This is a genomic window from Acidovorax sp. HMWF029, assembly GCF_003060895.1.
GTDB lineage: Bacteria > Pseudomonadota > Gammaproteobacteria > Burkholderiales > Burkholderiaceae_C > Acidovorax.
The window spans coordinates 1-12361 of record NZ_QAIH01000046.1 but is presented as its reverse complement, the minus strand read 5'-3'; the positions used below and the strand labels follow the sequence as shown (position 1 = coordinate 12361).

11 protein-coding genes are annotated in these 12361 nt (G+C 65.9%); 1 reads left to right on the top strand and 10 read right to left on the bottom strand.

Going from position 1 to position 12361, the window contains the following annotated elements; all coding sequences use genetic code 11:
• Nucleotides 1–156 precede the first annotated feature (156 nt).
• The 9 genes from rbbA to DBR12_RS02755 form a co-directional block, all read right to left on the bottom strand.
• Nucleotides 157–2925 (bottom strand): ribosome-associated ATPase/putative transporter RbbA, encoded by a 2769-nt coding sequence (rbbA, locus tag DBR12_RS02795; RefSeq protein ID WP_108615851.1) that lies wholly within the window; start codon nucleotides 2923–2925, stop codon nucleotides 157–159.
• Nucleotides 2922–3989: an HlyD family secretion protein gene (locus DBR12_RS02790; protein ID WP_108615850.1), complete on the bottom strand. Its 1068-nt coding sequence runs from the start codon at nucleotides 3987–3989 to the stop codon at nucleotides 2922–2924. Before DBR12_RS02790 ends, rbbA begins: the two co-directional genes overlap by 4 nt.
• A 311-nt stretch (nucleotides 3990–4300) precedes the next feature.
• Complete coding sequence (locus tag DBR12_RS02785; RefSeq protein WP_108615849.1) at nucleotides 4301–4906, bottom strand: DUF1569 domain-containing protein; 606 nt, start codon at nucleotides 4904–4906, stop codon at nucleotides 4301–4303.
• A 211-nt stretch (nucleotides 4907–5117) separates the two neighbouring features.
• The gene (locus tag DBR12_RS02780) at nucleotides 5118–6299 is read right to left on the bottom strand and encodes a GGDEF domain-containing protein (RefSeq protein ID WP_108615848.1); all 1182 of its coding nucleotides are present in this window, start codon (nucleotides 6297–6299) and stop codon (nucleotides 5118–5120) included.
• A gap of 146 nt (nucleotides 6300–6445) precedes the next feature.
• Nucleotides 6446–7732, bottom strand: a complete 1287-nt coding sequence (locus DBR12_RS02775; RefSeq protein WP_108615847.1) for a hypothetical protein — start codon at nucleotides 7730–7732, stop codon at nucleotides 6446–6448.
• 161 nt (nucleotides 7733–7893) lie between these two features.
• Nucleotides 7894–8658, bottom strand: coding sequence for a hypothetical protein (locus tag DBR12_RS02770; protein ID WP_108615854.1), 765 nt, complete (start codon nucleotides 8656–8658; stop codon nucleotides 7894–7896).
• 2 nt (nucleotides 8659–8660) lie between these two features.
• The gene (locus tag DBR12_RS02765; RefSeq protein WP_108615846.1) at nucleotides 8661–9236 is read right to left on the bottom strand and encodes a hypothetical protein; all 576 of its coding nucleotides are present in this window, start codon (nucleotides 9234–9236) and stop codon (nucleotides 8661–8663) included.
• Nucleotides 9233–9541 (bottom strand): DnaJ domain-containing protein, encoded by a 309-nt coding sequence (locus DBR12_RS02760; RefSeq protein ID WP_108615845.1) that lies wholly within the window; start codon nucleotides 9539–9541, stop codon nucleotides 9233–9235. Before DBR12_RS02760 ends, DBR12_RS02765 begins: the two co-directional genes overlap by 4 nt.
• A gap of 75 nt (nucleotides 9542–9616) precedes the next feature.
• A complete protein-coding gene (locus tag DBR12_RS02755; protein ID WP_108615844.1) occupies nucleotides 9617–10330 on the bottom strand; it encodes a YebC/PmpR family DNA-binding transcriptional regulator in 714 nt (237 codons plus the stop codon).
• Nucleotides 10331–10553: 223 nt separating this feature from the next.
• Between DBR12_RS02755 and DBR12_RS02750 the strand changes: the two genes are divergently transcribed.
• Nucleotides 10554–11783 carry a nucleoside recognition domain-containing protein gene (locus DBR12_RS02750; protein WP_108615843.1) on the top strand — a complete coding sequence of 410 codons (1230 nt, stop codon included), beginning with the start codon at nucleotides 10554–10556 and terminating at the stop codon, nucleotides 11781–11783.
• Nucleotides 11784–11861: 78 nt separating this feature from the next.
• Here the strand turns inward: DBR12_RS02750 and DBR12_RS02745 are convergent.
• The coding region (locus DBR12_RS02745) for a ZIP family metal transporter (protein WP_233244263.1) at nucleotides 11862–12361 on the bottom strand (500 nt) is incomplete at its 5' end.

Genomic DNA, 12361 nt, shown 5'->3' with positions numbered 1-12361 from the left:
TGGTACAGCGTCTCGGGCTGCGCCATGCCCGCCGAGTACACCGCCAGCGTGGTGGTGTAGACGATGAGGAACAACATGGCCGGGTCGCGCCACAGGCTCCATAGTTCCTTGATGCCTAACCGAAAGATGTTGGACCACCGGCCACGCAGTGCCATGTCAGGCCTCCTGCTTGCGTAACAGCAAGATCGCCGCGCCAACGATGACCGGCACCGCCACCAGCATGGGCCAGAACTCGGCCTGCAGGTCTTGCAGGCCCAGCGCCTTGTTGAACACGCCCCGGCTGATGGTGAACATGTGGCTGGCCGGGTAGGCCTCTCCGAACCAGCGCGCAAAACCCGTCATGGACGACACGGGGTTGATGAGCCCTGCAAACTGCACGGCCGGGATGAGCGTGCCCACCATGGCAAAAAACATGGCCGCAATCTGGCTGCGCGTGACGGTGGAGGCCAGGAGGCCCATGCCCGTGGAGCACAGGCAAAACAGCACGGCACCCAGCGTCAGCGTGGCAAAGCTGCCGGTGATGGGCACGCCAAACACCGTCACCGCCGCCAGGCACATCAAGCCAAAGTTGAACAGCGCCAGCAGCACATAGGGCAGCTGTTTGCCCAGCATGAATTCGGTGCGCGTGGTGGGCGTGACATACAGGTTGATGATGGAGCCCAGCTCCTTCTCGCGCACCACGGCCAAGGCGGTAAGCATGGCGGGCAGCATCAGCAACAGCAGCGGGATCACGGCAGGCACCATGGACGGCAGGCTGCGCACATCGGGGTTGTAGCGGTAGCGCGGTTCTACCTCCAGCAGGCCCCGGGGCACCACGCCTGTGTGGCTGCGGCTTTGCTCCACCAGCCACTGCTGGTGCAGGCCCTGGGCGTAGCCGATGACGGTTTCGGCGCGCTGCGGCATGGCGCCGTCCACCCACGCGCCGATCTGCACCGCCTGGCCACGCGCTACGTCACGTGCAAAGCCGGGCGGGATCTCCAGCGCCAGCGATATCTCGGCGGAGCGCATGCGCGCGTCCAGCTCGGCATAGGTGGCAATCGGCGGCTGTTCGGTGAAGTAGCGCGAGCCCGCCAGGTTCAGCGTGTAGGCGCGGCTCAGCGCGGTCTGGTCGCGGTCCAGCACGGCAAAGCGCAGGTTCTCCACGTCCATGCTGATGCCGTAGCCCATTACAAACATCAGGATCAGCGAGCCCAGCAGCGCCATGGCGCCGCGCACCGGGTCACGGCGCAGCTCCAGCGCTTCGCGCCACTGGGTGCTGTGGATGCGGGCCAGGCTCTGGCGCAGGCGGGTGGGCCAGGTGGGAGCGTCGTGGGTAGGCACGGGCGATAGCGCAGCGGGCTCCGAAGCCTGCACAGGCACAGGGGCTGGGGCCGTGCCCGCAGCATCCTCCAGATAGCCGATGAAGGCTTCTTCCAGCGTGGCGGCGCCGCGTTTGGCCACGATCTCCTGCGGCGACGCGCTCTCCAGCACCCTTCCTGCGTGCATCAGCGAAATGCGGTCGCAGCGCTCGGCCTCGTTCATGAAGTGGGTGGAGATGAAGATGGTGACCTTGTCGCGCCGCGCCAGCTCCACCATCAGGCGCCAGAAGTTGTCGCGCGCCATCGGGTCCACGCCCGAGGTGGGCTCGTCCAGGATCAGCAGCTCGGGCTGGTGCACCATGGCCACAGCCAGCGACAGGCGCTGGCGCATGCCCAGCGGCAGTTTCATGGGCATGGACCCGCGCACGGCCTGCAGGTCAAAGCGCTCCAGCATGGCCGACACGCGCGCGGGCACCTCGGCCTCGGGCACATGAAACAGCCGCGCGTGCAGCACCAGGTTCTGCTCCACCGACAGCTCGCTGTACAGCGAAAACGCCTGCGACATGTAGCCCACACGCCGCCGCGTGGCCATGTCCTTGGGGTCCACCGACTGGCCGAACAGCCAGGCCTGCCCGTCGCTGGCGGGCAGCAGGCCGGTGAGCATCTTCATGGTGGTGGACTTGCCGCAGCCGTTGCTGCCCAAAAATCCAAAAATCTCACCGCGCTGGATGCGAAAGCTCACATGGTCCACCGCCACAAAATCGCCAAAACGCATGGTCAGGTCGCGCGCCTCGATGGCGACGTTGGCGGCGTCGTCTTGCGAGCGGTCCAGCGGCGGAATCTGCACCGCCTTGTGGCCCCGGCGCTTGGCCTCGGGCAGCAGCGCCACAAAGGCCTGCTCCAGCGCACCGTGCCCGGTGCGGGCCATCAACTCGGCGGGGGTGCCGGTGGCCAGAATGCGGCCTTCGTCCATGGCCACCAGCCATTCAAAGCGCTGCGCCTCTTCCATGTAGGCCGTGGCCACGATGACGCTCATGCCCGGCCGTGCGGCGCGGATGCGGCCGATCAAGTCCCAGAACTGGGCGCGCGCCAATGGGTCCACGCCAGTGGTGGGCTCGTCCAGGATGAGCAGGTCCGGGTCGTGGATGAGCGCGCAGCACAGGGCCAGCTTCTGCTTCATGCCGCCCGAAAGCTTGCCCGCTGGCCGCGCCAGAAACGAGTGCAGCCCTGTGCTGCGCGTCAGTTCGTCAATGCGGCGGCGCCGCTCGGCAGCGTTGTGCCCGAACAGGCGGCCAAAGAACTGCAGGTTTTCTTCCACCGACAACGTGGGGTACAGGTTCTTGCCCAGGCCCTGCGGCATGTAGGCGATGCGGGGGCACACCCGGCTGCGGTGGCGGCTGTGGGCCATGTTGCCGCCCAGCACCTCCACCGTGCCTTGCTGCACGGCGCGGGCGCCCGCCACCAGCGCCAGCAGGCTGGACTTGCCCACGCCATCCGGCCCGATCAGGCCCACCATGCGGCCCGCGGCCACTTCCAGATCAATGTCTGCAAGCGCCACCGTGCCCCCGTAGCGCTGGCCCACGCCGCGCAGACGGGCCACGGGTGCCACGCTGTCTGAAGGGTTCACTGACCGGCCTTGACGGCGAGGTTGGCAGGCCACTCCACTGCGGGGTCCACCCGCAGCCAGGCCGCACCGGGCAGGCCGGTCTTGACCTGCTCCTGGTGGCGCAGCAGCAGCGCCTTGTCGATCTGCGCCCGCACGCGGAACATGAGCTTCTGGCGCTCGCTCGCGGTTTCCACCGTCTTGGGCGTGAACTGGGCGGTGCTGGCCACAAACGACACCGTAGCCGGGATCACAAAGCCCGGTGCGGCATCGAGCACGATGCGCACCTCGCTGCCCAGTGCTACCCGGCCCGCCACGGTCTCGGGCAAAAAGAAGGTCATGTACACGTCGCTCAGGTCCACCAGCTGCAGCACGCGCGCACCTGCGCCCACCACCTCGCCGGGCTGCACCACGCGGAACTGCACGCGGCCATCGCGCGGGGCCTTGAGCTCGCTGTCGGCCAGCTCCACATCAATGCGTGCCAGCGTGGCCTGCAGCGCGCGCACGTTGGCCTCGGCACTGGTCACCTGCGTGCGCGACGCGCCAATGCCCGCCTGTGCGGCCTTGGCCTGGGCCTTGGCAGCGGTCACGGCGGCCTGCTGGCTGCGCACCTTGGCGCGGTCGTCATCGAGCAACTGGCTGGAGAAAAAACCTTCGCGCGCCAGCTGCTCAGAGCGTGGCAGGCGGCGGCGGGCAGTGTCGAGGTCGCTTTCGCGCTGCGCCACCACAGCCAGGGCGGCCTGGTGGTCGCTCTCGCGCTGGGCCACCTGCACCTGTGCGCTGCTGATGGCCAGCTGCGCCTGCTGCAGCCGGGCCACCGCCTCTTCGCGCTGGGCCTGCAGGCTGTCAATCTGCATGCGGGCCAAGGGCTGGCCGGCCAAGACGAACGCCCCCTCGTCCACCAGCACCTCCAGCACCCGCCCCGCCAGCTTGGTGGCAACGGCCACCTCCGTGGCTTCGATGCGGCCATTGCCGCTGACAAAGCCGGGCCCTGGGCCTTGGGGCTGCCAGGGCGCCCAGCGCAGCAGCACGGCGCTACCAGCCAGCGCGACAGCCAGCGCAGCAACTATCGTCCATCGCTTGGTCATGGGTCATCCTTGCGGGGGTGTTGGCGGGACCTCGCGCTCCCTGCGGGGCCGTAAACACCGACCCCTGCAGGGATAGTAGCTTTGTCCACGGCAGCCCCATGCCCGGCCACGCGGTCTCTTGACCTGCATCAACCCCTGCCATCCGGGGCCCACAGTGCCGCCGCTCAGGTCCGCAGGCAGTCTGGCTTAGGCGCGCCCCGGGCTACCGCCGCTTGGGCGACAAGGCCCAGGATGAACAACCTGGCGAAAAACACAAGAAAAAATGGCTTCTTCGCCTGTCTGATAAGCACTTTTAGCTATAAATAATATAGCTAATTCATCACATCAAATGCCGACAGATGGTTGGCAAGATGCATGGCGTGGGCCTGTTCGTATTGCGCCTTGTCGAGTGCGCCATAGGCAAAGTGTGGGTGCAAGGGCCCTGTGTGGGTGGAAAAGTCCTGAGCTGCCTTGCGCAGGCGCGCCAGAGCGGCCAGGGCCTGGGCGGATGCTTCCAGCACCGGTGCGCCAGGAATGGGTTCGGCCAAGTTGTGACTCATGCGCCCGCGCAGTGCAAACAGGTTGAATGCCGCCCTGCCCAGCGTGTTCTGGAACAAGGCCGACTTGGGCGCCGGAAAACCCATCAGCGAATACTCGATGCTCTGTGCGCAATGAACCAGCGTTTGCGACCAGCTCCAGGCCGTTGCGGGGGGCAGCGGGCCCACGGCGGCGCTGGCCAGGCGCTCCACCTCCCGCATGGCATCGGCCACGGTGGCAAAAACCAGTTGCCGGTCATTGGCAGGCCGGTAGAGGACGTACCCGCCCCCCACGGCCGCCCCCACGGTGGCCAGACCTGCGCCAAAACGCAGGAAGGCGCGGCGAGGCTGGGCAATGGGGCCAGTAGAAACGCTGCTGCTGCGAGAGGAAGTGGCTGCCATGGCGTGTGCTTGTCAATGACGTGGGGTGACCTGGGAGCCTGCAATTTTGCGGCAGGCACATGCCATGCACCCACAGCGCACGCCCCTCTGAAGGTCGGGCAGCCGACATTGGGCAGCTAAGCCGCTAAGCGCTCAACGATGCGCAAGTGCCTCTGCGGCCTCTGTGGCCTCTGTACAAAGGCCACGCGGGCCCCGACGATCCCCCTGCCGCTCAGGCCACAGTTGCCACCGCTGCAGAGCCCGACATCTCCACCCTGTTGCGGCCGCGCTGCTTGGCAAGGTACATGGCCTCATCAGCCCGCTGCAGGGCGGCACTCGCCGCATCCCCTGGGCCACACAGGGCAATGCCGATGCTCACCGTGAGTGGTATGGACCGCGCACCCGCTACGGCGGGGTGGGACTCGACCAGCCGCCGCAGGCGTTCTGCCACGGCGCGAGCGCCCTGCGCCCCGGCATTGGGCAAGAAGATGGCGAACTCCTCGCCACCCAGCCGGCCCATCACGTCCTCTTTGCGCAGGCAGCGCAGGGCCAAGTCCACAAAGTGGCGCAACACATCATCACCCGCACGATGCCCCCAGGTATCGTTGATGGTCTTGAAGTGGTCCAGGTCCAGCACCAGCACAGGCAGGGGCATATGGGTGCGCTGGGTACTGCTCACGGCCTTGTCGAGCAATGTGAAAAACGCGCGGCGGTTGAATACGCTGGTGAGCGGGTCCACCTCGGCCAGGTGCCGCAGCTCGCTGGTGATGAACTCATTTGTCAGGATCAGCGCTCCAAAGCTCAACAGCACGGTAGCAACGATGGCCTCTAAAAGAACGAACTGGGACACAGACGCCATCAGTCCACCTTCCAGCACCCCATCGGGCACCGCGCCACCCAAAGCGAACAAGGCGGGCCTCAGCAAAACGAACAGGCCGTGCAGACATAGCACGCCTGCCAACAAATAACGCGCCGGCACGCGGTGAATGCCACCCACGGCCAGGGTGCGTGCCGTCAGCAAGTAGCAAACGCCGGATCCCACACCCATCAGAACAAAGCGCATGCCCAAGTGCGGATACACCAGCGTGAACACCACCGACAGCGCCAGCAGTGCCCCAATACCCGCCACCGCGTACAGGTGAGAAAACGGTCGCAGCCCCATGTAGGAGCGGCCCGCCAAAAGGCACAGATAGGCACCCAGCGCCACAACCCCCTGCGAAATGACCACCCCTACCACCTCAGGCAGCCAACCGCGCAAGAGCAGGCTCACGGTAAAAACCAAGCTGCACAAAAAGGACAGCATCCACAGACGCAGGCCAGGGATGTTCTTGTTGAAATGCCACACGGCGTAGAGCACCGCGGTGACAAGTGCGGTCAAAAGTGCCGCAAGGATGGTGAGTGTGGGGGTGTGCACGGGAGGATGGGCATGCCGGTGCCCCAAATGTTAACCGCCTCACCCTCCCGCACGGCACCCGGCAGATGCACAGGAAGACACCTCTTGATCCCGATCAAGACCGGAAAGCAGACCGGTGGCCAACCCGCCATCGTGGCGGGTACAGGCTACCCCACCACATTGCACTCGCGGCGCAGCAGCGCCAGCGCGTCATGCAACTGGTAGTCCATGTCGCTGAGCAAGGTTTTCTCGGCGTCCTGCACAAAGCTGCTCCAGAGCGCGAGGTAGTCCTGCTGGTGTACGCCGGGCGCATGGCCGCGGATGAAGTCGGCGGCCAGCGTGGGCTGTAGACCGGATTTGCGTGCCTTGCGCACCAGGCTGGCGGCGGTTTTCTCTGTCAGCAGGGTCTTCTTGGGCACACCGGCTGCCAGGCACAGGAACAGCGTGAGCAGCGAATGTTCGTCGTCGTTGCCGTCGGTGGTCTTGGTCCAGGTTTTGCTGGCGGGTTGTGGGGGTTCGGCGTCGTCTTCCAGCGCGTCCAGGCTGTGGTGCAGGGCCTCCACCTCGGCCAGCGGATCGTCCAGCAGGAAGTAGCGCGCACGAAATGCCGCCATGGGCCGCAGCAGGGTGCGCAGCGGCGTGGTGGACTGCAGCAGCTTGGGCAAATCGGCCAGCACGGAACTGCAGTGCGCCGCCACGGCATCGTGCAGCGGCTGGGGCAGCCCGGGGGGCAGGCGCAGTGCCGTGGGCACGGGCAGCTTTTTCTTGCGCAGGCCCGTCACCAGCTTTTCAAACGCCGGTGCACTGGGCCATTCGCCCGCCGCCATGGCCTGCGGGGCCAGGGCCTGCATCAGCAGGCCCGTACGGATGACGGCCTCGGCATCGGCCCCGGCGGACTCCAGCTCGTCGGTGTCCAGGTCGTACTGCGCGGCCAGCCACTCAGCGGCGGCGATGGCCTGGGCAATCTGGCTGCGCCGGGCCAGCTCGGCACGGTAGTCGGCATGGCTGCGCAGCGACCAGGCGGCCAGCAATGGTGTTTCGGCATCGGCATAACCGGCCATGCCGAAGTTGCTGCTCTCGGGCATGGCGATCAGGCGCTTGAGCATGTCCGAGCCGCCCTTGGAGCGCGACAAAAAGGAGTTATCGCGCAGCGAGACTGCGGCCTCGGCCAGGTCGCCGCCGGTCGTCTCCAGCAGATACAGGCTGATGAGGTTGACCATGCGGTCGCGCGCTTTTTCCAGCTCGGGCCGCAAGAATTCGCTGCCAAAGTAGCGCGCAATCTGCACCATGCCCTTGGGCGCATCGGTGTGGATGGCCGCCAGCCGTTCCGCATCGAGGATGCCGTGCTGCACGCCGTACACCAGCGCCTTTTCAAAGAAAGGGCGCGCGTCGTGCAGTTGCAGGGCATTGGCGCTCGTCGGCGAATCAGAAGCAGTCGTAGGGGGCAAGGTCATGCAGGTACTCCATCGCGTTGCTCACGCTCTTTGCAACTGTCGCGGCCCAAGCCTGGACCGCCGAGCAAGGGCCGCCCCGCAGCAAGGGCGGTGTCCCCCTTCCCGAATCACGCAGTGATTCGGGAAGGGGGAAGGCGCGCAGCGCCAAAGGGGGATGTTCTCTAGATCGCGGACTCTTCGTCAGAGGCACGCGCTGCGGGCGTGGCCTTGCCCCGGTCGGTCTCGCTGGTCTCGAACTTGCCGTCGTCCTCTTCGGCGGGCGCGTCGTCGCCCTCCTCCAGGCCCAGGTCAAAGGCACGCGCCTTGGCGCGCAGCACCAGCAGCATTTCGATGAACAGGTCGCGGCATTCATAGCGCAGCAGCCAGGCCATCTGCATCCAGTCGCGGTCGGCCACTTCGTCCTGGTCTACACGCGGCTGCACGTAGCCAGAGGCCAGCAGCTCGTCGTCGCTCAGCGTGAGGCCGTAGTCTTCGGTCGCGTCAAAGGTACCGGTGCGGGCAAACGCCTCCACACGGCTCCACTTTTCAGCAAAGTAGTTGGCCAGGGCCTCGGCACCGCCTTCCAGGTCGCCGATGGCGGTAAGGAACTCCACCGGGTCTGCGTCGTCGCGGAAGACCACGGCGTTGACCATGTTGCGCAGGTGCGTGTGGGTGAGGTCCTTGTACTGCTTCTCCAGCACCATGGCGCGCGCAAACTGCTCAGGCGTGACCAGCATGTTGACCACGGACGCCTTGGAGTCGTCGTATTCGCGCATCACGGCCAGGATGTCCTTGGGTGCCAACTGGTCCAGCACCACCATCAGCGCGCCGTCGCCGTCGGTGTCGGCCAGCTCGGCCAGGGCCGATTCGGCACCCACGATGTCACCGGCCGCAATCAGGCTGGTGGTTTTGGTGATCAGGGCCAGGTGTTGGTTGGTGCTGCTCATGGTCATTCTTTCCGGTCGAAGCCTGCGTCGGCCAGCCAGTTGGCGCTGGATTCTTCGCGCGTACGGCTGTTTTGCGGGTCCACCGCATCGTCGGCGCTCAACGCGTTGTAGTCGTCGTCGTGTTCGGCGGCGTCTTCACCATCGTCCTCGGCATCGCTGTCGCCATGCACCGCAGATGCGGGCGCCAGGCGCGCGTGTTGCTGCAGGTATTCCAGCCCCGCCGCCACCGCCAGAAAACGCGCGCCCTGGGGCTCGCGCAGCACGGTCTGCGCCAGGCTCTGCGCCCAGGGCTCGAGCGCCACGGCGTGGGTCAGGCTGTGCCAGTCGGGCAGGCTGTCGGCGGGCTGGCCCAGCAGGTGCTCGACCGCAGCGGGCTTGGAAAAGCGAAACCCCTGGTGAAACACGACGGCCACCATCTCGGGGGCCAGCTCCATCATCTGCACCAAAAAGGCAATTTCGTTGCGCTTTTCTGCCAGGCGCTTGCGCAGCACATCGTTGCCTTCGGAGTCGGAAACCAGGTCGTCCAGCTCGGCCTGGTAGGCGGAGCGCAGGTCATGGAAATAAGGAGAAAGTTTCACAGAGGCGATGATGAAGAAGAGGAAGAAGAAAGAACGCGCGACGCATACGCCTGCCAGATCTCTTGCGCAGTCTGCAGCGGGTCGTCCAGCAGATTGCGGCGGCGGTTGTCGTCGTAGGCCTGGCGTGCTTCGTCGTCCGACAGCACCTCGTAGGCCTTTTGCACCTGGGCAAAACGCTGCGCAGCGTCGGGCGCGTCGTTGCGGTCGGGGTGGTAGAACGAGGCCTTTTGCCGGAAAGCCTTCTTGATGTCGGCCAGCGACGCATTGGCCGCCAGCCCGAGGGCGGCGTAGTGGTCTGCAGTCATTGAAAGGTGGGTGGTGTGGAAGCCGGTTGCGATGGCGCAGGCCGCAGGGGCCTGTGGCCGTGCATCAGCCGTGTATCAGCTGCCCAGGCTCACAAACACGTTTTGCACGTCGTCGTTGCCATCAATGGCCGCAAGGAAGGCCTCGACCTCTTCAAGCTGCTCAGCCGTGAGGTTGGCAGGGTTCACGGGGTTCTTGGGTTTGTAGCCGAGCTTGACCGACAGCACGTTGAACCCATGGGCGGGCAAGGCGCGGCTGACCAGATCGAGGTCGGTGGGGTCGGTCCAGAAGGTGGTGGTGCCTTCTTCATCGCCCGCTTCAAAATCCTGCGCACCGGCTTCAATCGCGGCCAGCTCGGGGTCGGCACCAGGCTGGGCGGGTTCGGCTTCGATCATGCCCACATGGTCGAAATCCCACGCCACCGAGCCGGACGTGCCCAGTTGACCCTTGCGGAACAGCACGCGCATCTCGGGCGCCGTGCGGTTGACGTTGTCAGTCAGGCATTCGACCATCACGGCGACCTGGTGGGGCGCAAAGCCTTCGTAGATCACGCGCTCGTAGTTGACGGCGTCGGCCCCGGTGCCCGAGCCCTTCTTGATGGCGCGTTCCAGCGTGTCCTTGGGCATCGAGGCCTTGCGGGCCTGTTCGACCACCAGGCGCAGGCGCGAGTTGCTGGCAGGGTCGGCACCGCCGCGTGCGGCCACGGTGATTTCCTTGACCAGCTTGCCAAACAGCTTGCCCTTGGCATCGGCCACCAGTGCCTTGCCTTTTGCTTTCCACTGCGCGCCCATGGGGGTTACCTTTAAATGTGGGAATTGAGAGAGTGTTTGCCGCCGGTCGCCCAACGCGGCAAAACCCTATAGTTTACCCGCTGCCATGCCTCTACCCCATTCCGGCACTTGTGGCGCTGTCGTGGCGGTGCCAAACCGATTGCAACCCGCCAAGCCCCCATCGGCCAGCGTGTAACCTCTCCCCATGTCCAAACTCACCGGCCTCAGCACCTGAACCTATCCCATGCTCAACACTCTGTGGCTCGGCTTTTTCATCACGGCGGCGGTGGCTGCGCTGGCCCAGTGGCTGGTGGGTGGCAACGCCGAGATCTTCTCAGCCATGGTGCAGGCGCTGTTCCAGATGGCCAAGCTCTCCGTCGAGGTGATGGTACTGTTGTTTGGCACGCTCACACTGTGGCTTGGCTTTTTGCGCATCGCAGAAAAGGCGGGCTTGGTAGACGCCCTGGCCCGCTGGCTGGCGCCGCTGTTTGCCAAGCTCATGCCCGAGGTGCCGCGCGGGCACCCCTCGCTCGGGCTGATCACGATGAACTTTGCCGCCAATGCACTGGGGCTGGACAACGCCGCCACGCCCATGGGCCTCAAGGCCATGAAGGCACTGCAAGAGTTGAACCCCCAGCCCGACACCGCCACCAACGCGCAAATCCTGTTTCTGGTGCTCAACGCGTCCTCGCTCACGCTGCTGCCGGTCACCATCTTCATGTACCGCATGCAACAGGGCGCGCCCGACCCGACGCTGGTCTTCCTGCCCATTTTGCTGGCCACCTCCGCATCCACCCTTGCGGGGTTGCTGAGCGTGGCGGTGGTGCAGCGCCTGCCGCTGTGGAGCCCCGCAGTGCTGGCCTACCTGCTGCCGGTGGCGCTGGTGCTGGGCGGCTTCATGGCGCTGCTCACCACGCTCAGCGCCGCCGCCCTCGCGTCGCTGTCGTCGCTGCTGGGCAATCTCACGCTGTTTGCGCTGGTGGTGGCTTTTGTGGCGATGGGCGCCTGGCGCAAAGTGCCCGTGTACGAAGCCTTCATCGACGGCGCCCGCGAAGGCTTTGACGTGGCCAAGGGACTGCTGCCCTACCTGGTGGCCATGCTGTGCGCGGTGGGCGTGTTCCGCGCCTCGGGGGCGCTGGGCTATGTGCTGGACGGCATCCGCTGGTGCGTGAGCGCGCTGGGCGCCGACGCCCGGTTTGTGGACGCGCTGCCCACCGCCCTGGTCAAGCCGTTCTCGGGCAGCGCCGCGCGCGCCATGCTGATCGAGACCATGCAGACCCAGGGCGTGGACAGCTTTGCCGCCCTGGCCGCCGCCACCATCCAGGGCAGCACCGAAACCACCTTTTATGTGCTGGCCGTGTACTTCGGGGCCGTGGGCATTCAGCGGGCACGGCACGCCGTGGGCTGCGCGCTGCTGGCCGAACTGGCGGGCGTGGTGGCCGCCATTGCCGTGTGCTACCAGTTCTTTGGGTAGCAGCAGAAAATTCAAACAAAAAAAGGCCTCTGCGCGCGACCATCATTCCTTTATAGCTATCAAATACATAGCAATCAATCAACCCAGCGCGGTATCCAACAGCATCATCAACACAAAGCCCACCATCAGCCCGCCCGTGGCCCAGGCCTCGTGGCCCTTGCGGTGCGATTCGGGGATGATCTCGTGGCTGATCACAAACAGCATGGCCCCGGCCGCAAACCCCAGGCCCCAGGGCAGCAGGCTGGCCGATGCACTGACCACCGCCGCCCCCAGCACGGCGCCCAGGGGCTCGACCAGGCCAGAGGCCATGCCCAGCCCCACCGCCAGCGCACGCCGGTAGCCCGCCGCCAGCAGTGCCATCGCTACGACCAGGCCCTCGGGCACATCCTGGATGGCGATGCCGGTGGCCAGCGCATTGGCCCGCAAGGGGTCGCCGCCCGCATGCGCCACGCCAATGGCCAGCCCCTCGGGCAGGTTGTGCAGGGCAATCGCAAACACAAACAGCCAGGTGCGCTGCAGCGTGCGCGATGCCGGGGCGCCCTCCACGCCCTTGATGAAATGCTCGTGCGGCAGCAAGC